The following is a 24,766-nucleotide window of genomic DNA, read 5'->3' as shown; positions in this document are numbered from 1 at the left end:
GCGCGTCCTCAGTCAGGGTGAAGCATGGAAGCGGGCGCCGCCGGGGTAGTGCGGCGCCCGCGCAGAAGCCCGTCAGCTCAGGGCGGTTTCGGGTTTGGCAGGGTCGAACACCTTGCCCATGATGGTGTGGGTCTTGTAGTTGTCGGCTGGCGCTTCGAAGCCCAGCTCGGCCATGCGCTTGCGCGCATCGGTGGCGAGGAAGACCTGTTCAGCGATCTGCGTGTAGTTGATGTCGCCCTTCACGTAGCCCCAGCGCTTCATCTGCGTGAGCATCCACACCGCCATCGACTGCCACGGGAAGGGGTCGAAGTCGATGCGCGTGGGTTCGTTGCGAATGTTGCCCAGGCCGTCTGCGAAGCGGCCCAGCAGCACCTGCTCGAGCACGGTGTTGGGCTGGTTGAGGTAGTTGGGGCCGGCGATGGCGTCGGCCACGGCCTTGCGGTTTTCCATCTGCGAGCAGTGCAGCGTCGAGGTGACGATGGCGCGGAACAGTGCCGAGAAGGTGTTGGGCATCTCCTGCGCGAACTTGCCGGTGGACACGAAAGCGCAGCACGGATGGCGATCCCAGATCTCGCTGGTGAGCTTGTGGATGAAGCCTACGCCGTCGAACACCGCGCGCTGGTTGAACGGCTCGGCGACGATGAAGCCGTCGATGTTGCCCGAGCGCAGGTTGGCGATCATGTCGGGCGGCGGCATCACGCGCAATTGCACGTCGCGGTCGGGGTCGAGCCCGTGTTCGGCGAGGTAGTGACGCAGCAGGAAATTGTGCATCGAGTAGTCGAACGGGATGGCGAAGCGGAAGCCCTTCCAGTCTTTCGGGTCGGTCTTGTCCTTGTGCTTCATGGCCAGCGTGATGGCGTTGCCGTTCACGTTCTCGATGGCCGGCATCACCATCGGCACCGGGTCGGAACCCAGCCCCATGCTGATCGCCAGCGGCATCGGCGAGAGCATGTGGGCGGCGTCGAATTCGCCGGCGATGGTCTTGTCGCGCACCACGGCCCAGCCGGCCGTGCGCATCAGATTCACCTTCAGGCCCTGCTTCTCGTAGAAGCCCAACGGGTCGGCCGCGACGATGGGCGTGGCGCAGGTGATGGGCAGGAAGCCGATGTTGAGCGTGCTCTTTTCCAGCGGCCCGGTTTCCATCGCCATGGCGGTGAGCGCCCCCATCGGCAGGAACTGCGAGATGGCCGCCAACGCCGTGCCCGCGCCCACGCTGCGCAGGAAGCGGCGGCGCATCACGTCGTCCGGGAACAGCGCGCGCACCACGGCGGATTCCACCGCGCGGCTCATGGCGCTGTCTTCGCCCGACGGCAGCGCCGCCTCGTGTTCGGCCTGGCTGGCGTGTTGCCCGCATGAGCAGCGGTTCAGGGGTTTGCTGTGAAACGGGTCGTCGAAAGCTGCCATGGGGTTCTCCGCTGGAAGGTTTGGGTCAGGCCGCCCGGCGCGCGGGTGGCGTGCCGAGTTCAAGATGGACGACGGGGGCGCCGTCGTGCAGTTGCTGCATGAAGAGGTAATCGCCGTCGTCGGTCACCGTCTGCCATTCGAGGTCGCTGCACGGCTGGCCGTGGATCACCAGCGGCATCGAGCGCGTCTTGAGGCGAATCACCGGCGCGTCGTGCTGATAGGCCTCGAACGCCCGGCCGGTAATGGCGCGCGCGATGGTTGCGGCCTGGCGCGCAATGGGCTCGATGAAGCGGCACGGTGCGCCGGCCACGCTGATGCAATCGCCCAGCGCGAATACGTCCGGCGCGCTGGTTTGCAGGGTTTCCGGGCACACCACGATGCCGCGCTCGAAGGCCAGACCAGCGCCGCGCGCGATGCGCGATTCGGTGGCGAGGCCCGTGGCGGCCACCACTTCGTCGCAGGTCAATGTCTCGCCGCTGGCGAGCTCCAACCTGCGTGTGCCATCTGCGCTGGCGGCGACTGAAATCACGCCGCTCCCACCGATGAAACGCACGCCGAGAGCGTCGAAGTGCGCATGCAGGCGCCGTGCGGCCCTCCGCGGCAGCAGGGCTGCCAGCGGCTCTTCGGCCATGTCGAGCAGCGTCACCTGATGGCCGGCGTGAATGAAATCTTCCGCCAGTTCGCAGCCGACCATGCCGGCGCCGACGATGACCACGTGGCGATGCGTGCCGGCGAGCTTCGCCTGCAGCCCCGTCCAGCCCGCGAGGTCATTCACGCGCCAGCACAGTTTTGCCGGCAAAACCGGCGGCAGCGCCGGGCGTGCGCCCTGCGCCAGCACCAGTTTGGTGAAGGGCAGGGTGCCGCGTGTGGTGCGCAGCTTGTGCAGGTTGGGCGACAGGCCCGTGGCAAAGGTGTCGCACAGCAGCCGCACGTTGAGGCGCTGCGCGGCGGCTTGGCCGGCCTCCCGCACCAGCGCTTCGGGCGTGGCGCCGCGCGACAGCGCAATCGACAGTTCGGGCTTGTGATAGCGGTCGGCTGCGCAGGCGCTGACCAGCGTGATCGGCACCTCGGCGTCGAGCGCGCGAATGGCCTCCGCCACCGCCCAGCCGGCGTGCCCGCCACCCACCACCACCACGCCGGCCTCGCGCGAGACTTTCGGCGCCGCGCCGCTGGCGGGCAGGCAGGTGATCGGCTCATAAGGCTCGAAATCGGCCTTGATGACGCCGCACAGCGGACACACCCAGTCGTCGGGGATGTCCTCGAAGCGCGTGCCGGGAGCGAGGCCGCTGTCGGCGTCGCCCTGCTCTTCGTCGTAGATCAGGCCGCAGGCGCGGCAGATGAATTGCTTCCAGGGGGCGCTCATGCCGGCATCTCCTGACGCGACAGGCGGTCCATCTCCCAGCGCAGATGCTTGATGGCGGGCGTCACGATGGCCACGAAGTGCGCCTCGCGGATGCGCCGCTGCGGGGCCGATTCCATCAGGTAGCCGCGCGCGCCCTGATGCAGCAAGGCCGACTGCGTGGCGCGCAGCGACAACTCGGCGCCCGAGGCGCGGGCGTCGAGCACATCGAGGATGTAATCGGTGCTGCCGTCATACGGCGTCTGCGCGAGCTTGAAGATGCGTTTGCCAAGTTCGTCGTACTCCGCTTGCAGCTCGTCCGGTCGGTCGTGCAAAAACTTGTTCACGTGGCCGAGCAGCGGCTCGACTTCGAGCATGGAGTCGATGGCGCCTTGCACCACGCCCATCGCCATGCCGCACTGGAGCAGGATGAACGCGCCGCGAATGCGCGCGATGAAGGGCTGCGCCGGGTCGGCGATGAGGTTTTCCTCGCCGACGAAATAGTTGTCCAGCCGCACACCCCAGGTGCTGGTGCCTTCCATGCCGGAAAACTCCGGGCACTGGCGCAGCACCACGTCGTCGGTGAAGCGCAGCAGGAACATGATTTCGTGCGAGCGGCTGCCGTCGGCCTTGCTGACGCGCGCAATCGCGCCGCAGTACTGGCCCGGCGCGATGTGGCTGACCCAAGGCAGTGCGCCCGACACGCGGTAGCCGCCGGCCACTTTCTCGGCCTTGAGCAGCATGCTCTCGATGCCGGCGAAGGACTTCATGGGGTTCGACAGCGCCGTGCCGCCAAAGGTGAGGCCCGCCGTGTGGTCGGTCAGCACCTGACCGGTCAGCGCCGGGTTGCCGGATTGCTCCATGTACAAGCCGCACACGTCGTGGCACCAGGCCAGAAAGCCGGTGGAGCCGCAGCGCCGGCTGATGGCGCGCATGGCATCGATGGCGCTGCCCACATCCGTGCCGTTGCGGTCCAGATGCGCGCCGAAGGCGCCGGCCTGCGCCAGCGCGTGCATCTCGGCCAGCGGGTAGTAGCCTTCGTGGTCGATGCGGTTGGCCGCCTTCGCGACCACGTCGTCGGCCACGGCCTCGACGGCGCTCACCAGCGCGTTGCCCGCTGGCGGGGTAACCAGATTCGCGTGGGCCTCGGCGAGATTCATGTCGGGTTCCTCCGAAGAGCCCGCGCCTGTCGGGGCGCGGGCAGGGCGCCTCAGTCGGCGAGGGCGATGCTGAACGGGATCGGGTTGCGCATGGTGTTGGCCACCGGCGAGTAGAAGTTGGCGTGCTGCACGATCTCGTCGAGCACTTCGCGCGGGGCGTCGCCCTCGATCAGCACCTTCACGCGTATATCCTGAAAGCCCATCTGGGCGGGGCGCATTTCGGCACCGCCGGCACCCCACGCGGCCGGGTTGCCGATGTCGCCTTCGAGGAAGATTTCGAGTTTGCTGAGCTTGACCTGCTTCCAGGTGGACACGGCGATGATGCCCACCGCGAGGCAGCCGCCCAGCCCGGACAGCACGATCTCGCCCGGTGCCGGCGCGGTGTCCTGGCCGAACAGGTGCAGCGGTTCGTCGACCACCACGGCATCGTTGCGGCCGGTGTAGCTCAGCGTGCGGTACTGGCCTTCGGTGACGGTGTGGATCTTGTTGGTGCCGCGGCGCGACGGGTCGTTGCGGCCCATCTCGGCAAATTTCATCAGCCCGTCGCGGTCGATCGGGCGCAGCCAGGTTTTGACGGTGGTCGGGGTTTCGGTGGCGGTGGTCACTGCACTCTCCTGATTGGTCTTGAAGGTCGGCGTTCGTCGCCGGCTCGAAGCTCAATTCGCAAGTGCTGTGCCAGAAATTAAAATGATCAGTAAGTCTATGATTTATTGAAAATAATTTGCCTGTCGTGTGGCGCCACTTCATTCCTGCCCAGCCTACACAATGTCTACATTGTTGACACTGTGTAGGCTGGGTCAGCCGCGCTCGTCCAGCCCGCTCTTTTTCCATCGGTAGTTGAACTGCCGGGCCGTCAGGCCAAGCATCTGCGCGGCGCGCGATTTGTTGCCGCCGCAGCGCGCCACGGCTTCACGCAAGGCATTCACCGAGTGCGATTGCGCTGGCAGATAAGGCCGCACCAGGCCGTCCTCGTGGTGGGTGGCTGGCGCGGCCTCCACGCTCGGAGCCGGTCGCGCCGCCGGCAGGAAGCGCTCCAGCGTGGCGGCATCGACCGTGCTGCGATCAGTCAGTAGCACCACGCGCTCGATCAGGTTGGCGAGCTCGCGGATGTTGCCCGGCCAAGGGTGGCGTTCGAGGCGGTCGTAGGCGTCGGTGGTGAAGTTCACGTTGCGCTGGTTGGCCTGATTGGCGCGGTTGAGAAAGTGCAGCGCCAGCGCGCGCACGTCGTCCTCACGCTCGGCCAGCGAGGGCAGGCGGATGGGGATGACGTTGAGGCGGTAGAACAGATCCTGCCGAAACTGCCCGCGCGCCACTTCGTGCTCCAGATTGCGGTTGGTGGCGGTGACCACGCGCACGTCCACCTTCAACTCGCGCTTGCCGCCCAGCCGGGTGATGGTGCCCTCCTGCAAGGTGCGCAGCAGCTTGCCCTGCAGGGTCAGTGGCAACTCGCCGACTTCGTCGAGAAACAAGGTGCCGCCGTCGGCCTGCTCGAACAGGCCTTCGCGCGTGCCGGTGGCGCCGGTGAAGGCGCCGCGGTCGAAGCCGAACAGCTCGGATTCGAACAGGGTCTCGGGAATCGCCGCGCAGTTCACGCGGATGAAAGGCTGGTCGCGGCGCGGGCTGGCCAGATGCAGCGCACGCGCGAACACCTCTTTGCCGGTGCCCGATTCGCCCAGCAGCAGCACGCTGGCGGTGGTGTCGGAGACCTGCTCCAGCTCGGCAATGGCACGCAGCAACGCGGGCGAGGTGCCGACGATGCCGTAGCGCGCGTTGCCCGAGCGCAGGGCGCGCGTGAGCATGTCGTTCTGCTGCTGCAACTCGCGCGTGCGCGCCGCCATCATTGATTGCAGCGACAGCAACTGGCCGGTGAGCGTGGTCAGAATGCGCAGCATCGAAACGTCGTCGGCAATGCTGCGGTTGCGCGTGCGGATGCGGTGGCAGGCCAGCACACCGACGGTTTTTTGCTCGATGCGCACCGGCAGCGCGATGAATGACACCGGGCCGGCGGGCAATTTGTCGCGTTTCACCGCGCGCGCCAGAAAAAGCTCTTCGCGGTCGATGTCTTGCACGATCACCAGATGCTCGCGCGCCAGCACGGTGCCGGTCACGCCTTCCCCCAGGCGGTAGCGCCCGCGCGCGCTTTCGTCGCGTGTGAGGCCGTAGGCGTAGCGGATGCTGCAGGTGTCGGTGCCGTCGTCGCGCAGCACGATGCGGCCGCGGTTCAGGCCGAGCAGCTCCGACAGCAGGTGCAGCATCTCGCGCAGCACCACGTCGGGCGACAGGCTCTTTCCGATCAGGCCGATGACCTGCTGCAGAAGCAGCATCTCCTGTTCGCGCCAGAACGCGGACAGCGGGCCGTCGGTGGATTCGGTGGGTGCAGGGTGTGTCATGAGGCTTGTTTTCCGGCAGCGAGGGGTCGCCGGAAAACAAGCAAGTGTCGCGCCAAGGTGGCTGGCGCGCGGGCTTCAGCGTGCCGGCTCGGGGGCGGGGTCGTCGGCGCTGGTGTCCAGACGGTGCTCTTCGACGGCGGCTGCCATTTCCACCGCAGTGGCGGCGGTGCGCACCATCGGCACGAACTGCGCAGGCTCTTCGACGATGACGTCGCGATGGCCGCGCGAGGTGAGCAGCACGTACAGCGCCAACGGCGCCAGCACCGCAGCGAAATACAGCGGCAGGGCCGGCGCACCCACCAGCGCCATCAGGCCCCCGGCAATGGTCGGGCCGGCGATGGCGCCAAGGCCGTGCAGCAGCAACATGCCGGCGTTGCCCGACAGGATCTGCTCCTGCGGCAGATGGTCGACCAGGTGGGCGATGGTGATCGGGTACAGTGCAAAGGCCATGCCGCCAAACAGGAAGGCCGAGGCCATCAGCACGTACATCGACGAGCCGAACAGCGCCATCAGCACACCGCCCACGGCTGCGCCGCTGGCCGCCAGCACCAGCGCATAACGCCGGTCGCCACGGTCGGACAGGCGGCCCAGCGGCAGTTGCAGCAGTGCGCCGCCGAGAATGGTGGCGGTCATCAGCATGGCCACGCCACCGGCGTCGTAATCGAGCCGCGCGGCATACAGCGGTGCGAGGCTCCAGAACGCGCCCATCGCCAGGCCCGAGGCCACGGCAGCCACCACCGCCGTCGGCGCGGCTTTCCACATCAGGCGCACCGTGAGGCGCGGCACGTCATGCACCACCGGCTGCGGCTGGCGGGTAGACACCAGCGGCAGCACCGACAGGCACACCATCACCGCCGCAATGGAGAACAGCACGAAACTGTCGGGCGACGAGAAGTGCAGCAATTGCTGCGCTGCCGCCAGAGCCGACAGGTTGACCATCATGTAGGTGGCGAACACCAGCCCGCGCGTGGCCGGCTCGCTGCGGCTGTTCAGCCAGCTCTCGATGACGGTGTAGAAACCCACCAGCACCACGCCTATGATCAGGCGCAGCAGCAGCCACACCCACTCGTTAACGATCAGCGAATGCAGCAGGATCACCGCCGCGATGGTGGCCGCGAAATAGGCGAAGGCGCGGATGTGGCCGATGCGCCGGATCATCGGCGGCACGATGTACGTGCCCAGCAGAAAACCCACGAAATACGCTGAACCCATCAGGCCCAACATCTGGTCGCTGAAGCCTTCGATGCTGCCGCGCAGCGCGATCAGGGTGGACAGCAGGCCGTTGCCGAGCAGCAGCAAAGCCGTGCCGAGCATGAGGGAGCTGATGGGGAGAAGCTGAGGAAGCATGTGGGCGTAATCTCATTTACCATGGCGGTCGCGCTGACCCGGCGGGCTCGCAGGTCAAAGCGCGGTCTCCTGAGAGGACTGATCCTCTTCCCGGAAGTTGCAACACGGTAACGCAGGCCGCTGCGGCGGGCGTTTTTCCGCATTGCACATGAGACTATGCGCTGTCGCCTTGAACCAGCCGGTCGCCGGTTGTTCGGGCCGCCCCGGGGTCTCCGATGGCGGCGCGTGAGAAGCGCCCGGGCGGTGCCCGTGGCGCAAGCGAAGGTGCCGCGCAACCAAGCGCGAGCGACCTCATTATAAATTCGTGCTGCAGTGAACAAAACCCGCCCCGCTCTCCGCTCGCTTCCCGATCGTATCCGTCAGGTGCTGCTCTTCGAGCTGGGCGGGCTGATCCTGATCACGCCGCCGTTCGTGTGGCTGAGCGGCATGCCGCTGGTGGAGTCCATCGGCCTGCTGGCCATCATCGCGCTCATCGCCGCCGTCTGGAACGGGTGCTACAACACCGTATTCGACTACTTCGACGGGCGCTTTTCGGGCCGGCAGGCCGACCAGCGCCCGGTGCGCCTGCGCGTGCTGCACGCCATCGGCTTCGAGACCGGGCTGCTCACGCTGTCGCTGCCGGTGATCATGTGGTGGACCGGCATGGACTGGCTCACCGCGCTGATCGCCGACATCGGGCTGGCGCTGTCGTACGTGGCTTACGCTTTCGTGTTCAACCTGGCGTATGACCGCATCTTCCCGATCAAGCAGACGGAGGTTTCCGGCGGTGAATGAGCTCATGCCGCGCATCGTGCCGGACGCCGACCTGACCGCACTCAACACGCTCGGCCTCACAGCCCGCGCAGCGCGGCTGGCGGTGATCGAATCTTCCGAGCAAGTGGCCTGGCTGGTGCAGCAGCCGGACTGGGCGAGCCGTCCGCGGCTGGTGCTCGGCGGTGGCAGTAACGTGGTGCTGCAGGGCGACTTCCCCGGCTGGGTGCTGCACGTGGCGCTGCCGGGGCGCGAGCGGGTGGGCGAAGACGAATCGCACGTGTTTGTGCGCGCCGGCGCCGGTGAGCGTTGGCACGACTTCGTGCGCTGGACGCTGGCGCAGGGTTGGCCCGGGCTCGAAAATCTCTCGCTGATTCCCGGCACCGTAGGTGCTGCGCCCATCCAGAACATCGGCGCCTACGGCATCGAGCTGGAGGCGCGTTTCGACCACCTCGAGGCCGTGTCGCTGGTCGATGGCTGCACGCGACGTTTCGACGCAGCCGAGTGCCGCTTCGGCTACCGCGACAGCGTGTTCAAACAAGAGGAGGTCGGGCGCTGGCTGATCACCGCCGTGACCTTCCGCCTGCCCAAGCGCTGGCAGCCCGTCACCGGTTACGCCGACGTGGCGGCTGAACTTGCTGCGCGCGGCGTGACCGAGCCGACGGCCATGGACATCTCCGATGCCGTCATTGCCATTCGCCAACGCAAGCTGCCCGACCCCGCCACGCTGGGCAATGCCGGCAGCTTCTTCAAGAATCCGGTGGTGGATCAGCCCACTTTGCAGGGCCTGCTGGCCGAGCACCCCGGCCTGCCGCACTACGCGCAGCCCGACGGCCGCAGCAAGCTGGCGGCCGGTTGGCTGATCGAGCGCAGTGGCTGGAAGGGGCGTGATCTGGGCCCGGTGGGCAGTTACGAGCGCCAGGCGCTGGTGCTGGTCAATCGCGGCGGCGCTAATGGCGACGACGTGCGCCGCATCGCCGAAGCCATTCGTGCCGATGTCGCCGCACGCTTCGGCGTCGAGCTGGAGCCCGAGCCGATTTTCGTCAGCGCGTCGTGAGACAGGCCGCCAGCCCGGTGGCAATCTCCGCCGCCATGCGCGCCTGACGTTGGGGGTCGCGCAGCAGCAGCTCTTCATCACGGTGCTTGATCACACCGCCCTCGAACAGCAGCGCCGGTTGCTGCGCGCGGTACAGCACGATCAGATTGTCGAACTGATGCACCGCGTGCTCGGCGTCAATGTAGTCGCGGCTGCGCGCGTTTTTCTCCGTCGGCACGAAGCCCGCACGCTGCAGCCGCGCCCCGATGGCGCGCCCGCAACGCACACTGGTGGCAAGATCGGGGTTGCGGGTGGATACGAACATCGAATGCCCGGCCCAGCGGTCTGAATACGTCTGCGGCGTGCCCATCCATTCCCATTCTTCGAGCTCGACGACATTCACCGAATCGTGGTGGATCGACAGAAAGAAATCCGCCTCCGGCACGCTGGCCGGGCGGGCTTCGAGCGATTCGATCTGCCCGTCCGCGTTCACCAGCACGGTGCGCAGCCCACGTTGCTCCAGCGCCGCCGTCACCGCCCGCGCCAGATCATGATTGAAGTCGAGCTCGGGACGCCCGCGCGCCGAAATGGCGCCCGGCGCCTGCACCGTGTGGCCGACATCCACCGCCACCAAAGGCACATCCGCCGCCGCAACCGCACCCGACACGCAGGCACTCAAGGCCAACCACAGTCCGCGCAATTCAATCCTTGCGCGCATCGTCATCGTCCGCCGCCTCATCGTCCTCGTCGGGCTTGTCCTCGGCATCGCCCTTGGGCTTGGCGTGCAGGGCTTCGAGCTCCTCACGGCTCATGAAGTCCTCGTCCCAATGGCTGGTGTGGCGAATCTTCACGTCGTCGATGAAGACCCGGAATTTTTTCTTGGTGGTCATGCTGACACCTGCATCGTTGTTGGGCCGGCCGTATCATGCGCCACATGTCGCATGTTCGGGCGCTTGCTGCGCAGAGTCAGTTTGGTTGTAATGGTTCCTGCTCGTTCTCCGGCGGGCCATCCGAATGCTCTGAGGACGCTTGATGCAGAAACCCGTCGATTTTCGCCCCCTGGGCTGCTCCGAATGCCTGCACGGAGCCGACCTCGGTTTCGAGTTTTCGATGGCGTTCCAGCCCATCGTGGATGTCACCCGAAAAGAGGTCTTTGCCTACGAGGCGCTCGCGCGCGGCCCGGCGGGAGAGGGCGCTGCTCACGTGTTCAAACACGTCACCGAAGCCAACCGTTACCGCTTCGACCAGTCTTGCCGAGTAAAGGCCATCCAGTTGGCGGCCCGACTCGGCATGCAGGCGCGACTCAGCATCAACTTCATGCCCAACGCGGTGTATCGCCCCGAGCTGTGCATCCGCACCACCCTCGAAGCTGCCCGAGAATGGAACTTCCCGGCTGAGCGCATCATCTTCGAAGTCACCGAAGACGAACGCGTTGAAGACAAAGGCCACCTGCGCCACATCCTCCAGCATTACCACGAGCGCGGTTTCGGCACCGCCATCGACGACTTCGGCGCCGGCTACGCCGGCCTCGGCCTGCTTGCCGACTTCCAGCCCGACATCGTCAAGCTCGACATGGGCCTCATCCGCGACATCGACAAAGACAAGGTCCGCCGCGCCATCGCCCACGGCATCATGCAGATGTGCAACGACCTGGGTGTTCGAGTGATTGCCGAAGGAATCGAACGCAAAGAGGAATTCTTCACCCTGCGCGACCTCGGCGTGGAGCTCTTCCAGGGCTACTACTTCGCCCGCCCGGCCTTCGAGGCACTGCCCGAAGTCGCGGCAGGGGTGATGCAGGGCTGATTGGCGGGTTTATTCCCCTGGCCCCGAAAACCGTTGCCCCGAAATCGCCGGGTGGTAAATGGGCTGGATGACGTTGCCGGCGGGGTCGGTGCAGTGGAAGCTGCGGGCGCCGTCACCGTGGTCGTGCGGGGTGTCGAGTACGTTTACGCCGGCTTCGAGCATGAATTCGTACCAGTCCTGCAGTTGATCCAGCGTGTCGACGATGAAGCCGAAGTGGTCGAGGTATTGCACGCCGGTGCGTTCGCCCTGGCGGCTGCGGCCGAGCGAGAGGTTGTCGTTGCCGAGGGTGAGATAGACCAGGTTGGGGCTGGCGCGGCGCAGGATCTGCATGCCGATGATTTCGGTGTAGAAACGCTCGCATTCCTCAAGGTTGGGCACGACCAGTGCCAAGTGTCGCAGGCCGTTGAACGGAGCGGGGCGGTTCGCCATGGTGGGTTCCTCTAGTTTTGCTTGGGTTCGGGTGCTTTGTTATGGTGCCAGCGACAACCGTTGAAGCCAAACCGAGGAGGTCGGATGTACTGCATCGTTGTGAAGAACGTGATCAAGGAAGGCGCGCGCGAGGCGTATCTGGCGGCGATGCTGCCGAACGCCAAGGCGTCGGTGGAGACGGAGGCCGATTGCCTGGTGTTCGACGTGCTGGAGGCCAAGGAAGAGCCGAACACGTTCTATCTGTACGAGATCTATCGCAGCCCGGATGCGCTGCAGGTGCATAAGCAGACGGATCACTATCTGCGCAGTCGCCCGCAGATTGCCGATCTGGTGGTGGAGCAGTCGGTGCTGCGTGCGGACGTGATCGAGATGAATCCGGCGCGTTAGTCGCAGCGTGGGGATTGACCGCTGTGCAATGACAAAGGCCGCCGTAAGGCGGCCTTTTGCTTGGCGTGCGTAGCGCGTCAGGTGCCCCAGGTGACGGGTACGCCGTCGCGCTGCGCTTGCGTCATCAACTCGAGCAGGGGCCAGCCGCGTTGGTGGAAGTTGACGGCGGCAGCCATGCCTTTGGGGACGTCGGCCTCATCGTCGTCATCCTTCTGGGCTTCGGCCTGCTCTTTCTGGCGGGCGCGTTCGCGGTCGGTATCGATGGCGCGTTGCAGGCTTTCGATGGCCGCGGGGAGCTGTTCTACGGTGACGATGCCTTTCTTTTCGTCCGGGTCTTTGCCGAGGAGTTTGAGCAGTTGCCGGGCGCTGTCGCCGAGCATGATGACGTCGGCTCCGGCGCGGGATTTGAACGTGACGACCATGGGGTTCTCCGTGTTGCTGTGTTTCAGAGGCCGCGAACGGCGTAGATGCCCGGCGCGTTGCGCCAGTAGCCCTTGTAGTCCATTCCGCAGCCGAACAGGAAGCGGTCTGCGACATCCACGCCGGTGAAGTCGGCGCGCAGGCCGGGTACGGCTTTGCGTTCGTGCTGCTTGTGCACCAGCACTGCAGAGTACACCTGCGCAGCGCCGTCGGCGCGCAGATGGTTGAGGATGGCGTGCAGCGTGCGACCTTCGTCGAGAATGTCATCGAGCACCAATACGCTGCGCCCGCGCACGCTTTGGGCGGGTTGGGCGCGCCATTCGAGTTGCTCGCCGCGGATGCGGTCGCCGTAACGGGTGGCGTGCAGGTAGCTGGTTTCGAGCGGAAAGGGCAGCTTGGGGAGCAGGCGCCCCGAGAAAATCACGCCGCCGTTCATGACGACGAAGACGATGGGGTTGGCGTCGGCGAGCTGCTGCGTGATTTCGCCGGCAAGTCGATCAATGGCGGCGTCGATGGCTTCGGGCGTGACGAGGCAATCCGCTTCGGCGCGGATGCGCCGGATTTCGTCGAGATCCATCGGGACGGCTCCTTCATGCGGTGCCGCGAATTCTACCTGAGGCCGGTTGCAGCCCGCACGCCGCATGGCTTTCGCGCAGGCTGTGGCGGGCCCGTGACATTTGATCACATTGCGATATAATCGCCCCCCTTGGCCGCTTCGTAAAATATAAGTACCATGCCTCACAAACCCACTGTTTTGCGGGGCGCAGGAATTGCCAAGGTGTTCAACAAGAGCACAGTCTTCCTGCACATTGCGCCCTGTTCGTGCGGCCCCGGCCACCATCCCGCGCCGTGAGCCCGAACCGGACCACCGAATTCAGCCAGCGTGCATTCGCACGCTGGCGACGTTTTTTTGTGATTTTCGTTTGTAACCTTAGAGGAGTGCTTTTCTCATGAGCAAGAAGTACAACGTACTGATCCTTGGAGCCTCGTACGGTTCCCTGCTGGCGGTCAAAATGGCCATGGCCGGTCACTCGGTCAAGCTGGTCTGCCTGCCGGCCGAAGCCGAGCTGATCAACGCCGAAGGCTCCATCGTGCGCATGCCGATGCGTGGTCGCGAAGGCCTCGTCGAAATCGATTCGAAGAAGCTGCCGGGCAAGATCTCTGCCGACGTGCCGAGCGCCATCAACCCGTCCGAGTACGACCTGGTCGGTCTGGCCATGCAAGAGCCGCAGTACCGTTCGCCGGGCGTGCGTGAGCTGCTGGGTGAGATCGCCAAGGCCGGCGTGCCGTGCATGTCGATCATGAACATGCCGCCGCTGCCGTTCATCGCTCGTATCCCGGGCATCGACGCCAACCTGCTGCGTGACTGCTTCGCCGACGCCACCGTGTGGGACGTCATCGATCCCAAGCTGATGACCCTGTGCAGCCCGGATCCCCAGGCTTTCCGTCCGCCCGAAGAGAAGGTCAACGTGCTGCAAGTGCGTCTGCCGACGAACTTCAAGTGCGCTCCGTTCGAGAACGACGCCCACACCCAGATCGTCCGCGACCTGGACGCCGACATCACCGCTGCCCGTTTGGACTACAACGGCGAGAAGCTGGAACTGCCGGTCAAGCTCAAGGCCAACGAGTCGATCTACGTGCCGCTGGCCAAGTGGGCCATGCTGCTCGCCGGTAACTACCGTTGCGTGCTTAAAGACGGCGTTCGCCCGATCAAGGAAGCCGTGCATGGCGATATCGAAGCCTCGCGCGCCATCTACGAGTGGGTGATGGACGTTTGCGTCGCTCTGGGCGCCAACCGCGACGACCTCGTGCCGTTCCAGAAGTACGCTGACGCCGCTCAGTCGCTGGGCAGCCCGTCGTCGGCCGCTCGTGCTCTGGCCGCTGGCGCCACCAACATCGAGCGTGTTGACCGCGTCGTGCAGCTGCTGGCTGCTCAGAAAGGCATGAAGAACGCCGCTGTCGACGAAATCGTCGCCACGGTGGACGGCTGGCTCGAAGCCAACCGCAAGAAAGCCGCCTGATCGGTTTTCCGCTTCAATGAAAACGCCGCACCCTCGGGTGCGGCGTTTTTTCGTTTACGGCCAGTGCGGCTGCGGGCTGCGGCCTGGGGTTCAGGTCGGCCAGTCGTAATCGATGCTCAGCGGAGCGTGGTCTGAAAAGCGTTCGGCCTTGTAGATGGCCGCAGTCTTCACGCTGGCGGCAATGCCCGGCGTGGTGAGCTGGTAGTCGAGCCGCCAACCCACGTTGTTGGCCCAGGCCTGCCCGCGATTGGACCACCACGTGTAGGCGTCGCCGGTGGTTTCGGGATGCAGCCGGCGATACACGTCGACCCAGCCCAGCTCATCAAGCACGCGACTCAGCCAGGCACGCTCTTCGGGCAGAAAGCCGGAGTTCTTCTGGTTCGAGCGCCAGTTCTTCAGATCAATCTCTTTGTGCGCGATGTTCCAGTCGCCGCACAGCACCACTTCACGGCCGCAGCGCGCCAGTTGCTCGAGGTGGGCGAAGAACTTCTCCATGAAGGCGAACTTGGCCTCCTGGCGCACGTCCCCGCTGGAGCCCGACGGCACATACACCGAGATGACGGAGAGGTTGCCCTGCACCACTTCGAGGTAACGCCCCTCGGCGTCGATCTCGGGTACGCCGAGGCCTTCGATGACTTGATCGGGCTTGCGCCGTGAATAAATCCCCACGCCGCTGTAGCCCTTCTTCTCGGCATAGTGGAAGTGGCCGTAATATCCATTTGGCGTGAGCATCTCGGGGCTCATGTCAGGGGCTTGCGCCTTGAGCTCCTGCAGGCACACGAAGTCTGCGTTCTGGGCCGGCAGCCAGTCGAAAAAGCCCTTGCGTTGAGCCGATCGGATGCCGTTGAGGTTGGCTGTGATGACGCGTAACATGCTTCGAATTATTTCCCGGATTGGCAGGACATGGATTTTAGCCGCGATTTCATTGCACTCGCTTGCGACAAGGGCGTGCTGCGTTTTGGTTCCTTCGTGACGAAGGCCGGGCGAGACTCGCCGTATTTCTTCAACGCCGGCCTGTTCAACGATGGCGAATCCTTCCGTGAATTGTGCGGTTTCTATGCGCGCGCCATCATCGAGTCCGGTGTGCCGTGCGACATGCTGTTCGGCCCGGCGTACAAGGGTATTCCACTGGTTGCCGGCGTGGCCATCCGTCTGGCGGAGCAGGGCGTGAACATGCCGTTTGCCTTCAACCGCAAGGAAGCCAAGGATCATGGCGAAGGCGGTACGCTGGTTGGCGCACCGCTGGCCGGCCGGGTGATGATTCTGGATGACGTGATTTCCGCCGGCACGTCCGTGCGCGAATCGGTCAACATCATCCGCGCCGCCGGTGCCGAGGCGTCGGGCGTGGTCATTGCGCTCGATCGCATGGAGCGCGGCAGCACCCATCAGTCTGCTGTACAGGAAGTCAGTGCCACCTACGGCATGCCCGTGGTGGCAGTGGCGACGCTGGAAGACCTGATCGGCTATCTTGCAGGCAGTGCCGATCTGGTCGCCAACCTTGAGGCCGTGCAGGCCTATCGGGATCGTTATGGTGTCGACGTGGCTGCCTAAAGCATTCATCGCTCTTGCTCTGGCGCTGCCCACCTGGGCAAGCGCCAACAAAGGCAACATCTTCTGCTGCCAAGGCAAGAGCGGGCAGTCCATCTGCGGCGATCTGCTGCCTCAGGCCTGTTACGGGCGCGAGTACCGCGAGATCTCGCCGCGCGGCACGGTGTTGCGCGTGGTGGCCGCGCCGCTCACCCCTGAAGAAAGGGTTCAGGAAGATGCCGAGCGGCGGCGCGCTGCGCGTGAAGCCTCGGAGCGCGAACATCAACGTCGACAGGACACCGCACTGCTGCAGACCTACCGCAGCGCACAGGAAATCGACGAACGCGAAATGCAGTCGCTTGAAGACGTCGATAGCGTCATCGGCGACATCCGCAAGCGCCTGGCCGAACTCGACGACGAAGAGAGCAAGCTCGAACAGCTCATTGCCTCGTTGTCACCGGACCAGATCACGCAACGCCACCGCATGGCACGCACCGACATCGACAACGAGCGCGCCACCTATCGTCGGCTGCTGCAGAGCAAGGTGAATGAGCGCGAAGCGGTGCAGGCGCGCTATGCGGCCGACCGCAAACGCTTTGCCGAGCTGATGGCCGAGCGCAGCGCGCGCTGAGCCATCGCCCGGCTTGCGTTTACAGCAGCACGCGCTCGATACCGCCCTGATTGGCGCGCTGCACGTATTCCGGCATCCATTCCTCGCCGAGCAGATGCTTGGCAATCTCCACCACGATGTAGTCGGCCTCGATCTTGCCGTCGTCCGAGTAGCGTGACAGACCCTGCAGGCAGCTCGGGCAGGAGGTGAGCACCTTGACCGGTGCTTGCGGGGCATCGACACGCAAGGCGGCCGCGCCCTTTTCGATCTCTTCCTGCTTGCGGAAACGCACCTGAGTGGAGATGTCCGCCCGCGAGGCGGCCAAAGTGCCCGATTCACCGCAGCAGCGGTCGTTCAGATCGACGCGCGTGCCCATCAGCTCGTTGGCCACCTTGATGCCCTGATACTGCTTCATCGGCGTGTGGCAGGGCTCGTGGTACATGTAGCGCGTGCCTTCGATGCCGTCGAGCTTCACGCCCTTCTCGAGCAGGTACTCGTGGATGTCGAGCAGGCGACAGCCGGGGAAGATGCGCTCGAACTGGTACTTCATCAACTGATCCATGCAGGTGCCACAGGACACGATCACGGTCTTGATGTCGAGGTAGTTCAGCGTGTTGGCGACGCGGTGGAACAGCACGCGGTTGTCGGTGGTGATCTGCTGGCCCTTGTCCTCGAAGCCGGCCGAAGTCTGCGGATAGCCGCAGCACAGGTAGCCCGGCGGCAGCACCGTGGTGGCGCCGACGTGGTACAGCATGGCCTGCGTGGCCAGGCCCACCTGGCTGAACAGGCGCTCGGAGCCGCAGCCCGGGAAGTAGAACACCGCCTCGGATTCGTCGCGCTTGACCTGCGGATTGCGGATCACCGGGATGACCTTGTCGTCTTCGATGTCGAGCAAGGCGCGGCTGGTGCGCTTGGGCAGGTTGCCGGGCATGGGCTTGTTGATGAAGTGGATCACCTGCGCCGGAATCGACGCCTTGCCCAGCGTGGCGGGCGGGCGCTTCACCTGGCCCTGGATCAGCCCCAGCGATTTTCCGATGCGATGGCCAAGCCGCTGCGCCTTGTAGCCCCAGTCCATCATGCCCTTGCGGATGAGCTTGATGGTCGCTGGATCCTTGGCGGTGAGGAAGGCCATGGCGGCCTTGGTGCCGGGATTGAACGACTTCTTGCCCTGCTTGCGCAGCAGGTTGCGCATCTTGATCGACACGTCGCCGAAGTCGATGTCGACCGGGCAGGGCTTTTCGCACTTGTGGCAGACGGTGCAGTGGTCGCCCACGTCCTCGAACTCGGCCCAGTGCGCCAGCGACACGCCGCGACGCGTCTGCTCTTCGTACAGGATGGCCTCGATCAGCAGCGAGGTGCTGAGGATCTTGTTGCGCGGGCTGTACATCAGGTTGGCGCGCGGCACGTGGGTGGAGCACACCGGTTTGCACTTGCCGCAGCGCAGGCAATCCTTGATGTCGCGTGCGATGTCGCCGATCTCGGTCTGCTCCATGATCAGCGATTCATGCCCCATCAGGCTGAAGCTGGGCGTGTAGGCCAGATCGAGGTTGGCGCGGAAGTTGTCGTTGCGCATCAGCTTGCCGCGGTTGAAGCGGCCTTCCGGGTCGACCTTCTGCTTGTAGGCCCAGAAGCTCGCCATCTCTTCGTCGGTGAGGTAGTCGAGCTTGGTGATGCCGATGCCGTGCTCGCCCGAGATCACGCCGTCGAGCGAGCGCGCCAGCGCCATGATGCGATCCACCGTCAGATTGGCGGTGGTGAGCATCTCGTAGTGGTCGGAGTTCACCGGGATGTTGGTGTGCACGTTGCCGTCACCGGCGTGCATGTGGAGCGCCACGAAGACGCGCCCGCGCAGCACTTCGCGGTGAATGGCCTCGATGCGTTCGCGCACCGGCGCGCACACGGCCCCGTCGAAGATGTGATCGAGACGCGGCTTGAGTTCGGTCTTCCACGAAATGCGGATGGAGTAATCCTGCAGGCGGTGGAAGAGCACCGGGTTGGCGGCACGGTTGGTGAACTCGCTGGCGTGAATGCCCAGCCCCGACAGCGCCGGCTCGGCCTCGGCCAACGGCGTGTCGAGGTTGTCGAGCAGCCACTGCCAGCGCGCGCGTATCTCGGCCAGGGTGTCGAGCGCGGCCTGACGACAGTCGCCGATCAGCTCGTTCTTGTCGAGGTCCGCATCGCCCACGTTGAGCGGCAATTCACCGGCGATGAATTCGCTCAGCGCGTCGCACAGCGTGAGCTTGCTGCGCGTGGACAGCTCGATGTTGATGCGCTCGATGCCGTCGCAGTAGTCGCCCATGCGGTCGAGCGGAATCACCACGTCTTCGTTGATCTTGAAGGCGTTGGTGTGTTTCGAGATGGCCGCGGTGCGGGCGCGGTCGAGCCAGAAGCGTTTGCGCTGTTCGTCCGAGGCGGCAATGAAGCCTTCGGCGGCGCGCGCGTTGCACATGCGCACGACTTCCGAGGCGGCCGTCATCACGGCGGCCTCGTCGTGGCCGACGATGTCACCCACCAGCACCATCTTGGGCCGGCCGTGGCGCTTGGCCTTGGTGGCGTAGCCAACGGCCTTCACGTAGCGCTCGTCGAGGTGCTCGAGGCCGGCGAGCTGCACGCCTGCGGCATGGCCGGCGCCACCGGGCTTGAAGTAGTCGGTGATCTCGACGATGGCCGGCACGGCTTCGCGCACCTGGCCGAAGAATTCCAGACACACCGTGCGCGTGTGCGGCGGCATCTTGTGCAGCACCCAACGCGCCGCCACGATCAGGCCGTCGGTGCCTTCCTTCTGCACGCCCGGCACACCGCCGAGGAATTTGTCGGTGACGTCCTTGCCCAGGCCGGTCTTGCGGCAACCCGCGCCGGGCATGGAGATGATTTCTTCCGACAACTGCTTGCGCCCGTTCGCATCGAAGCGGCGCAGGCGGAACTCGACGGTTTCCTGCTCGTGGATCTTGCCCAGGTTGTGGTTGAGGCGTTCGACCTCGAGCCAGTCGCCATCGGGCGTGACCATCTTCCACCACGCCAGGTTGTCCAGCGCAGTGCCCCACAGCACGGCCTTCTTGCCGCCGGCGTTCATCGCGATGTTGCCGCCGATACAGGAGGCGCTGGCGGAGGTCGGGTCGACGGCGAACACGCGGCCGGACAGCGTGGCCGCTTCAGCCACGCGCTCGGTCACCACGCCGGCGCCGGTGCGGATGGTGGCCACCGGCTGGGCGAGGCCCGGCAACGAGACCTCTTCGACCGGACCGATGTCGATGAGCTTCTCGGTGTTGATGACCACCGAGCGGGCGTCGAGCGGAATGGCGCCGCCGGTGTAGCCGGTGCCGCCTCCGCGCGGAATGATGGTCAGGCCCAGTTCGATGCAGTCGCGCACCAGCGGCGCCATTTCCTCTTCGGTGTCGGGGCAGAGCACCACGAAGGGGTATTCCACGCGCCAGTCGGTGGCATCGGTGACGTGCGAGACGCGCGAGTGGCCGTCGAAGCAGATGTTGTCGCGGCGGGTGTGGCGCAGCAGCACTTTTTCGACGCGTTTGCGCAGTTCGCCGGTTTCATCGAAGAAACGCGCGAAGTGGCTGACGGCCGTTTCGGCCGCCTTCACCAGCATGGCCACGCGGGCGGAGCGCTCGGGGTCTTCGGCGGCGGTTTCGAGACGGCGCTTTTCGACTTCGCGCAGGCGGTGATGCATGGCGCCCACCAGCGCTTCGCGGCGTTCACGGCTGGCGAGCAGGTCGTCCTGCAGGTAAGGGTTGCGTTGCACCACCCAGATATCGCCCAGCACTTCGTACAACATGCGCGCGGAACGACCGGTGATGCGTTCGGCGCGCAGGCTGGCGAGGTTATCCCACGCTTCGGCCCCGAGCAGGCGGATGACAATCTCGCGGTCGGAGAACGAGGTGTAGTTGTAGGGGATTTCGCGCAGGCGCTGAGTCATGGTGTGTGCCGTGTGAAGCGGTGATGCTGGGTGTGAATTGTATCGTACTGCGCTGCATCAAACCCCGTTAACAAAGCCATGTAGCTTGCAGGGTATTGATTTGAAATACGAAAAGTCGGGGTTTGAGCGTGGCGCGCGCGCAGGGTTCAGTGCACTTCGAACTCTACGGCGCTGCCGTCGCCGTCAAGTGACGGTGCGCCCAGGCCGATGCGGCCTTGTAGCGGCAGTTCTGCCTCTTCGCCCTTGATGAAGATCGGCTTGCCGCCACCGGCGGCAACCCACGAGCCGTTGCTGCTGTGATCCACCAGCGAGAAGCGGTTGTTGCGGAAATCGATGCGTGCATGGCGGCGCGAGGCGCGCGGATCGTCCAGCACCAGATCGTTGTCGGGCTCGCGCCCGAGCATCAGGCTGGGGTGCTTGGCATCCACATACAGCGTATGGCCCTGATGGCGCACCCGCAGGCGGGGGGCCTGACGGGCGTCACTGCCAGCCGAACCGGCCAGGGCGGTGTGCCGCAGCAGCGTGACCAAGTCGCTGCCCAGCAGTGCATCCTGCACTGAGCTGGCACGCGCGAACTGGCGGGTGGAAGAGGTGAGCAGGGCTGCGGCGCTGGCGCTGACCAGCGTTTCGGCCGGGCGGGCATGCTCGGCGAGCCTGTTGATGTCGTGACGTGGGGTGTCTTCGGAGGCGCAGTCGATGGCCGCGCGTGCGCCGAAGCGGGTGCCGTGCGCGGGCGGCAACTGATACACCCGTTCGATCATCTCGCAGGCGGCCAACGCTGCCGCGTCCGAGCTGGGGAACAACGCATACATGTCGTCGCCCGAAGGCCCCTGCAGCTTGCCGCCGTGTGCTTCAAGGGCCAGCGTCATGCGGTGATGGGCGCGTTCGATGGCATGGCGGGCATCCGCACTCATCGATGCGCTGAGGGGCGGGCCGCCGAGGAGCTGGGCCATGAGAATGCAGGATGCCATGTGAAGTCCGTATCGAAGGAGTCACGCGAGCCGGGTGGCGGTGATGATGATCGAATGTGATTTCAGCTGCAATCGGATTGCGGGCGGTCGGCAGGCTGAGCCAGATCGGACACGATCTGGATGCCTCCGAGAGGTGAGCGCGGCAGTTCGGGCGGATCGAAGGCGGTGTCGCCTTCCGCCACCACGGTGTCTTGCGTGAGCCCGCGGAAATCGAACAGATCGGCGTCCATGAGGTGCGACGGCACGACCTGACGCATGGCAGTGAAGATGGATTCGATGCGCCCCGGATGCTCGCGCGACCAGCCTTGCAGCATGGCCTTGATCTGGCGGCGCTGGGCGTTCTCCTGCGAGCCGCACAGATTGCACGGGATGATCGGGTAGGCCATGGTGCGCGCAAAACGGGCGATGTCGGCCTCGGTGCAATAGGCTAGCGGGCGGATCACCACGTGCTCGCCATCGTCGCTCACCAGCTTGGGCGGCATTGCCTTGATGTGCCCGCCGAAGAACAGGTTGAGGAAGAAGGTTTCGAGGATGTCATCGCGGTGGTGGCCCAGCGCGATCTTGGTGGCGCCCAGCTCGCGCGCCGTGCGGTAGATGATGCCGCGGCGCAGGCGTGAACATAGCGAGCAGGTGGTCTTGCCCTCGGGAATCTTCTCTTTGACGATGGAGTAGGTGTCTTCGGTGACGATGCGGTACTCGACGCCGATCGACTCGCACCAGGCGGGCAGGATGTGGGCCGGGAAGCCGGGCTGCTTCTGGTCGAGGTTCATCGCGATGATGCGGAAGTCGACCGGCGCGCGTTCGCGCAGTGCCAGCAGGCACGACAGCAGGGTGTAGGAATCCTTGCCGCCCGACAGGCACACCATCACGGTGTCGCCGTCGCGGATCATGTCGAAGTCGGCAATGGCTTCGCCCACGCCGCGTTCGAGCTTTTTCTTCAATCGCAGAAAGGTGTTCGAGAATCGGTTCTCGTCAGCGCCGAGGGCGCTTTCCGGTGCATTCACTGCAATTCCTCCATCAGGGGAGGATTATACGCCGGGGGTTGCCAGGTGCGCGCTGCGCCCGCCGTCTACAGCCAGGATCTGGCCTGTTACGTACGGCGCGTCGAGCATCAGGAAACGCACGGCAACGGCGATGTCCTCGGGGCTGCCCTGACGTTGCAACAGCGTGTCGGCGATGATCGCGCTGCGCTCTTCGGGGGCGTACTGGCCGTCTTCGGGCCAGGCGATGGGGCCGGGCGAGACGCCGTTCACGCGCACCTGCGGCGCCAGTTCGACCGCCAGTGCGCGGGTCAGGCCCAGCAGGCCGGCCTTGGCGGCGCAATACACCAGGTAGCCGCGAAAGGGCCGTTCGGCATGGATGTCGACGATATTGACGATGGCACCGCCGGCTGCGCGCAGCGCCGGGGCGAGTGCCTGCGTGAGAAATAGCGGACCTTTCAGATTGGAGCCGATCAACTCGCTCCACGCGGCTTCGTCGATGCTGCCGAGCGCGGTCGGGAAAAAGCTCGAAGCGTTGTTCACCAGCCCGTCCAGGCGGCCGAAACAGGCCAATGCATCGGCGGCGATGCAGGCCGGCTCGCCGTCGCGGGCCAGATCGCCCCGCACGCAGGCAGCCGAGTCGGCTCGCATTGCGTTGAATTCACGTGTCAGCGCTTCGGCCTCGTCGGCCGCGCTGCGGTAGTGCAGCACGATGCGCGCGCCCGCGCCGTGCAGACTGCGTGCAACGGCGGCACCGACGCGGCGTGCGGCGCCGGTCACGAGCATCACGGGGGCTTCGTTCATGCAGCGTCTCCATGCAAGGGCAGGGTCTCGAGCCACGACAGGATACGCGTGGCTACCGCCTCCCAGCCGCGTTCCAGCATCACGGCGTGGCCCAGCTCGGGCAGGATTTCGGCGGGCTGGCCAAGCGCAACCCCGGTGGCGACGACGTCGGCGGGGAGGATCAGGCGATCTTGCGCAGCGCCCAGAATGAGCAGCGGCACGCGGTGCATGCGGTGCAGTTGCGGCAGGTTGAAGGCGGTCATGTCCCACAGCGCGCGCATCGACTCGGGCTGGAAGTGTCGGGCATAGCGCGCCAGTCGGGCGTTGTCGGGCGGCTGGTTGAAGAGTGCGTCGCGCAGCCGTGCGCGCGAGGGCTGACTGCCGGTGAGGATGGCGTTGAGCGTCTGCAGCAGGCTGGGGTCTTGCCACATCATCTGCATGGCGGATGGTGCAAGCCCGTGCGGTGGCACGGAACACAGCAGGGCGGCGGCGGGCACGGCGGCTTGCTCGAGGTATTTCTGCACCACCAGACCGCCCATCGAGTGGCCGATCAGCACCGGCGGTGTCGGCAGGCGGCGGATGGCTTCCGCTACGTCGGCCACGTAGTCGTCCAGCTTCAGGCTGTCGAGCACCTCACGGCCGTCGCTGCCGCCATGCCCTGACAGCGACACCGCGTGCGCGGCGTAGCCATGGCGCGCGAAGAACGGCAAAAAGTGTTCATCCCAGCACCAGGCGCCGGTGTAGGCCCCATGCACGAACAGCAACGGCACGGCATGCGTTGCACCCGCAGGTTGCCGTTCGATGTACTCAAGGTGCCGCTTCTGGGCCATGTCAGGCGGGCACGTTCATGCCGCGGACCACTGCCGGGCGTGCGGCGATGATGTCGTACCAGCGCTTGACGTTGGGGAAGTCGGCGAGCTCGATCTGCTGCCATTCGTGGCGAGCAATCCAGGGGAAGGTGGCGATGTCAGCGATGCTGTACTGCCCGGCGGCGAGCCATTCATGCTGTGCCAGGTGGGTGTCGAGCACGCCATAGATGCGCCGCGTTTCGGCCGAGTAGCGCTTGCGTGCGTAGGGCACGTCTTCGGGGGCGAAGCGCAGGAAGTGGTGCGTCTGACCGAGCATCGGCCCGACCGAGCCCATCTGCATCATCAGCCACTGCAGGGCCTCGTAGCGACCGCGCGGCTCGCCGGGCAGCAGCCTGCCGGTTTTCTCGGCGAGGTAGATGAGGATCGCGCCGGACTCGAACAGTGCAATGGGGGCGCCGTTCGGGCCGTCGCTGTCGACCAGCGCGGGAATCTTGTTGTTCGGGCTGATGGCCAGGAAGTCCGGTTCGAACTGCTCGTCGCGCGTGATGTTCACGGCCTTCACGGCATACGGCAGGCCCAACTCTTCGAGCGCAATCGAGATCTTGCGGCCGTTCGGGGTGCTCCAGGTGTGCAGGGTAATCATGGCTTCTTGGCGGGTTTGCGCAGTTGCAG

Annotated in this window: 25 protein-coding genes; 7 read left to right on the top strand and 18 right to left on the bottom strand. The window is 65.4% G+C overall.

Going from position 1 to position 24,766, the window contains the following annotated elements; genetic code table 11:
- Positions 1-72 precede the first annotated feature (72 nt).
- From AC6H0W_RS01025 to AC6H0W_RS01000, 6 genes are all read right to left on the bottom strand, one after another.
- On the bottom strand, positions 73-1,404 hold the full coding sequence (locus AC6H0W_RS01025; RefSeq protein WP_497575246.1) for a CmpA/NrtA family ABC transporter substrate-binding protein: 1,332 nt from the start codon (positions 1,402-1,404) through the stop codon (positions 73-75).
- 25 nt (positions 1,405-1,429) lie between these two features.
- Positions 1,430-2,767 (bottom strand): FAD-dependent oxidoreductase, encoded by a 1,338-nt coding sequence (locus tag AC6H0W_RS01020; protein WP_497575245.1) that lies wholly within the window; start codon positions 2,765-2,767, stop codon positions 1,430-1,432.
- The gene (locus AC6H0W_RS01015) at positions 2,764-3,903 is read right to left on the bottom strand and encodes an acyl-CoA dehydrogenase family protein (protein WP_497575244.1); all 1,140 of its coding nucleotides are present in this window, start codon (positions 3,901-3,903) and stop codon (positions 2,764-2,766) included. Before AC6H0W_RS01015 ends, AC6H0W_RS01020 begins: the two co-directional genes overlap by 4 nt.
- Positions 3,904-3,953: 50 nt before the next feature.
- Positions 3,954-4,508, bottom strand: coding sequence for an OsmC family protein (locus AC6H0W_RS01010; RefSeq protein WP_497575243.1), 555 nt, complete (start codon positions 4,506-4,508; stop codon positions 3,954-3,956).
- A 192-nt stretch (positions 4,509-4,700) separates the two neighbouring features.
- Positions 4,701-6,293, bottom strand: coding sequence for a sigma-54-dependent Fis family transcriptional regulator (locus AC6H0W_RS01005; protein ID WP_497575242.1), 1,593 nt, complete (start codon positions 6,291-6,293; stop codon positions 4,701-4,703).
- A 75-nt stretch (positions 6,294-6,368) separates the two neighbouring features.
- Positions 6,369-7,640, bottom strand: coding sequence for an MFS transporter (locus AC6H0W_RS01000; RefSeq protein WP_497575241.1), 1,272 nt, complete (start codon positions 7,638-7,640; stop codon positions 6,369-6,371).
- 312 nt (positions 7,641-7,952) lie between these two features.
- Here AC6H0W_RS01000 and AC6H0W_RS00995 point away from each other — a divergent pair, with 312 nt between their 5' ends.
- Both AC6H0W_RS00995 and murB read left to right on the top strand, forming a co-directional pair.
- On the top strand, positions 7,953-8,414 hold the full coding sequence (locus AC6H0W_RS00995; RefSeq protein ID WP_497575240.1) for a PACE efflux transporter: 462 nt from the start codon (positions 7,953-7,955) through the stop codon (positions 8,412-8,414).
- Between the two features lie 4 nt (positions 8,415-8,418).
- Entirely contained in the window at positions 8,419-9,447 is a 1,029-nt protein-coding gene (murB, locus tag AC6H0W_RS00990; RefSeq protein ID WP_497576175.1) for a UDP-N-acetylmuramate dehydrogenase, read from the top strand.
- On the opposite strand, the gene AC6H0W_RS00985 is transcribed toward murB, so the two are convergent.
- Both AC6H0W_RS00985 and AC6H0W_RS00980 read right to left on the bottom strand, forming a co-directional pair.
- Entirely contained in the window at positions 9,434-10,144 is a 711-nt protein-coding gene (locus tag AC6H0W_RS00985) for an N-acetylmuramoyl-L-alanine amidase family protein (protein WP_497575239.1), read from the bottom strand. The genes murB and AC6H0W_RS00985 overlap by 14 nt on opposite strands.
- Entirely contained in the window at positions 10,128-10,316 is a 189-nt protein-coding gene (locus AC6H0W_RS00980) for a hypothetical protein (protein ID WP_497575238.1), read from the bottom strand. Before AC6H0W_RS00980 ends, AC6H0W_RS00985 begins: the two co-directional genes overlap by 17 nt.
- 142 nt (positions 10,317-10,458) lie before the next feature.
- Between AC6H0W_RS00980 and AC6H0W_RS00975 the strand changes: the two genes are divergently transcribed.
- Complete coding sequence (locus tag AC6H0W_RS00975) at positions 10,459-11,229, top strand: EAL domain-containing protein (protein WP_497575237.1); 771 nt, start codon at positions 10,459-10,461, stop codon at positions 11,227-11,229.
- A gap of 9 nt (positions 11,230-11,238) precedes the next feature.
- Here the strand turns inward: AC6H0W_RS00975 and AC6H0W_RS00970 are convergent, their stop codons facing one another.
- On the bottom strand, positions 11,239-11,658 hold the full coding sequence (locus AC6H0W_RS00970; protein WP_497575236.1) for a VOC family protein: 420 nt from the start codon (positions 11,656-11,658) through the stop codon (positions 11,239-11,241).
- An 84-nt stretch (positions 11,659-11,742) separates the two neighbouring features.
- Here AC6H0W_RS00970 and AC6H0W_RS00965 point away from each other — a divergent pair, with 84 nt between their 5' ends.
- Positions 11,743-12,045, top strand: a complete 303-nt coding sequence (locus tag AC6H0W_RS00965) for a putative quinol monooxygenase (protein ID WP_497575235.1) — start codon at positions 11,743-11,745, stop codon at positions 12,043-12,045.
- 77 nt (positions 12,046-12,122) lie between these two features.
- On the opposite strand, the gene AC6H0W_RS00960 is transcribed toward AC6H0W_RS00965, so the two are convergent.
- Entirely contained in the window at positions 12,123-12,467 is a 345-nt protein-coding gene (locus AC6H0W_RS00960; protein ID WP_497575234.1) for a DUF1840 domain-containing protein, read from the bottom strand.
- Between the two features lie 23 nt (positions 12,468-12,490).
- Positions 12,491-13,042, bottom strand: coding sequence for a hypoxanthine-guanine phosphoribosyltransferase (locus tag AC6H0W_RS00955; protein ID WP_497575233.1), 552 nt, complete (start codon positions 13,040-13,042; stop codon positions 12,491-12,493).
- A 373-nt stretch (positions 13,043-13,415) separates the two neighbouring features.
- On the opposite strand from AC6H0W_RS00955, the gene AC6H0W_RS00950 reads away from it, so the two are divergent.
- On the top strand, positions 13,416-14,486 hold the full coding sequence (locus AC6H0W_RS00950) for a hypothetical protein (RefSeq protein WP_497575232.1): 1,071 nt from the start codon (positions 13,416-13,418) through the stop codon (positions 14,484-14,486).
- A 90-nt stretch (positions 14,487-14,576) separates the two neighbouring features.
- Here AC6H0W_RS00950 and AC6H0W_RS00945 read toward each other — a convergent pair whose 3' ends face one another.
- Complete coding sequence (locus tag AC6H0W_RS00945; protein WP_497575231.1) at positions 14,577-15,359, bottom strand: exodeoxyribonuclease III; 783 nt, start codon at positions 15,357-15,359, stop codon at positions 14,577-14,579.
- A gap of 30 nt (positions 15,360-15,389) precedes the next feature.
- Here AC6H0W_RS00945 and pyrE point away from each other — a divergent pair, with 30 nt between their 5' ends.
- Together pyrE and AC6H0W_RS00935 are read left to right on the top strand one after the other, a co-directional pair.
- Positions 15,390-16,037, top strand: a complete 648-nt coding sequence (gene pyrE / locus AC6H0W_RS00940; protein ID WP_497575230.1) for an orotate phosphoribosyltransferase — start codon at positions 15,390-15,392, stop codon at positions 16,035-16,037.
- Positions 16,015-16,644, top strand: coding sequence for a hypothetical protein (locus AC6H0W_RS00935; RefSeq protein WP_497575229.1), 630 nt, complete (start codon positions 16,015-16,017; stop codon positions 16,642-16,644). Before pyrE ends, AC6H0W_RS00935 begins: the two co-directional genes overlap by 23 nt.
- A 19-nt stretch (positions 16,645-16,663) precedes the next feature.
- Here the strand turns inward: AC6H0W_RS00935 and AC6H0W_RS00930 are convergent, their stop codons facing one another.
- The 6 genes from AC6H0W_RS00930 to AC6H0W_RS00905 form a co-directional block, all read right to left on the bottom strand.
- A complete protein-coding gene (locus AC6H0W_RS00930) occupies positions 16,664-20,551 on the bottom strand; it encodes a DUF3683 domain-containing protein (protein ID WP_497575228.1) in 3,888 nt (1,295 codons plus the stop codon).
- Positions 20,552-20,697: 146 nt separating this feature from the next.
- The gene (locus AC6H0W_RS00925; RefSeq protein ID WP_497575227.1) at positions 20,698-21,522 is read right to left on the bottom strand and encodes an FHA domain-containing protein; all 825 of its coding nucleotides are present in this window, start codon (positions 21,520-21,522) and stop codon (positions 20,698-20,700) included.
- Between the two features lie 62 nt (positions 21,523-21,584).
- The gene (ttcA, locus tag AC6H0W_RS00920) at positions 21,585-22,532 is read right to left on the bottom strand and encodes a tRNA 2-thiocytidine(32) synthetase TtcA (protein WP_497576174.1); all 948 of its coding nucleotides are present in this window, start codon (positions 22,530-22,532) and stop codon (positions 21,585-21,587) included.
- Between the two features lie 18 nt (positions 22,533-22,550).
- Positions 22,551-23,306, bottom strand: a complete 756-nt coding sequence (locus AC6H0W_RS00915) for a pteridine reductase (RefSeq protein ID WP_497575226.1) — start codon at positions 23,304-23,306, stop codon at positions 22,551-22,553.
- Positions 23,303-24,115: an alpha/beta hydrolase gene (locus AC6H0W_RS00910; RefSeq protein ID WP_497575225.1), complete on the bottom strand. Its 813-nt coding sequence runs from the start codon at positions 24,113-24,115 to the stop codon at positions 23,303-23,305. The genes AC6H0W_RS00915 and AC6H0W_RS00910 overlap by 4 nt, the downstream gene beginning before the upstream one ends.
- A gap of 1 nt (position 24,116) precedes the next feature.
- Positions 24,117-24,737: a glutathione S-transferase family protein gene (locus AC6H0W_RS00905; RefSeq protein ID WP_497575224.1), complete on the bottom strand. Its 621-nt coding sequence runs from the start codon at positions 24,735-24,737 to the stop codon at positions 24,117-24,119.
- Positions 24,738-24,766: the final 29 nt, after the last annotated feature.

The organism is Pseudazoarcus sp. NS20 (assembly GCF_059703745.1).
This window is presented reverse-complemented; position numbering and strand designations above follow the sequence as displayed.

Coding starts and splice junctions, on each gene's coding strand:
- AC6H0W_RS01025 (WP_497575246.1), bottom strand. CDS start 1,404: ATGGCAGCTTTCGACGACCCGTTTCACAGCAAACCCCTGAACCGCTGC.
- AC6H0W_RS01020 (WP_497575245.1), bottom strand. CDS start 2,767: ATGAGCGCCCCCTGGAAGCAATTCATCTGCCGCGCCTGCGGCCTGATC.
- AC6H0W_RS01015 (WP_497575244.1), bottom strand. CDS start 3,903: ATGAATCTCGCCGAGGCCCACGCGAATCTGGTTACCCCGCCAGCGGGC.
- AC6H0W_RS01005 (WP_497575242.1), bottom strand. CDS start 6,293: ATGACACACCCTGCACCCACCGAATCCACCGACGGCCCGCTGTCCGCG.
- AC6H0W_RS01000 (WP_497575241.1), bottom strand. CDS start 7,640: ATGCTTCCTCAGCTTCTCCCCATCAGCTCCCTCATGCTCGGCACGGCT.
- murB (WP_497576175.1), top strand. CDS start 8,419: ATGCCGCGCATCGTGCCGGACGCCGACCTGACCGCACTCAACACGCTC.
- AC6H0W_RS00985 (WP_497575239.1), bottom strand. CDS start 10,144: ATGCGCGCAAGGATTGAATTGCGCGGACTGTGGTTGGCCTTGAGTGCC.
- AC6H0W_RS00980 (WP_497575238.1), bottom strand. CDS start 10,316: ATGACCACCAAGAAAAAATTCCGGGTCTTCATCGACGACGTGAAGATT.
- AC6H0W_RS00975 (WP_497575237.1), top strand. CDS start 10,459: ATGCAGAAACCCGTCGATTTTCGCCCCCTGGGCTGCTCCGAATGCCTG.
- AC6H0W_RS00970 (WP_497575236.1), bottom strand. CDS start 11,658: ATGGCGAACCGCCCCGCTCCGTTCAACGGCCTGCGACACTTGGCACTG.
- AC6H0W_RS00965 (WP_497575235.1), top strand. CDS start 11,743: ATGTACTGCATCGTTGTGAAGAACGTGATCAAGGAAGGCGCGCGCGAG.
- AC6H0W_RS00960 (WP_497575234.1), bottom strand. CDS start 12,467: ATGGTCGTCACGTTCAAATCCCGCGCCGGAGCCGACGTCATCATGCTC.
- AC6H0W_RS00955 (WP_497575233.1), bottom strand. CDS start 13,042: ATGGATCTCGACGAAATCCGGCGCATCCGCGCCGAAGCGGATTGCCTC.
- AC6H0W_RS00950 (WP_497575232.1), top strand. CDS start 13,416: ATGAGCAAGAAGTACAACGTACTGATCCTTGGAGCCTCGTACGGTTCC.
- AC6H0W_RS00945 (WP_497575231.1), bottom strand. CDS start 15,359: ATGTTACGCGTCATCACAGCCAACCTCAACGGCATCCGATCGGCTCAA.
- pyrE (WP_497575230.1), top strand. CDS start 15,390: ATGGATTTTAGCCGCGATTTCATTGCACTCGCTTGCGACAAGGGCGTG.
- AC6H0W_RS00935 (WP_497575229.1), top strand. CDS start 16,015: ATGGTGTCGACGTGGCTGCCTAAAGCATTCATCGCTCTTGCTCTGGCG.
- AC6H0W_RS00930 (WP_497575228.1), bottom strand. CDS start 20,551: ATGACTCAGCGCCTGCGCGAAATCCCCTACAACTACACCTCGTTCTCC.
- AC6H0W_RS00925 (WP_497575227.1), bottom strand. CDS start 21,522: ATGGCATCCTGCATTCTCATGGCCCAGCTCCTCGGCGGCCCGCCCCTC.
- AC6H0W_RS00915 (WP_497575226.1), bottom strand. CDS start 23,306: ATGAACGAAGCCCCCGTGATGCTCGTGACCGGCGCCGCACGCCGCGTC.
- AC6H0W_RS00910 (WP_497575225.1), bottom strand. CDS start 24,115: ATGGCCCAGAAGCGGCACCTTGAGTACATCGAACGGCAACCTGCGGGT.
- AC6H0W_RS00905 (WP_497575224.1), bottom strand. CDS start 24,737: ATGATTACCCTGCACACCTGGAGCACCCCGAACGGCCGCAAGATCTCG.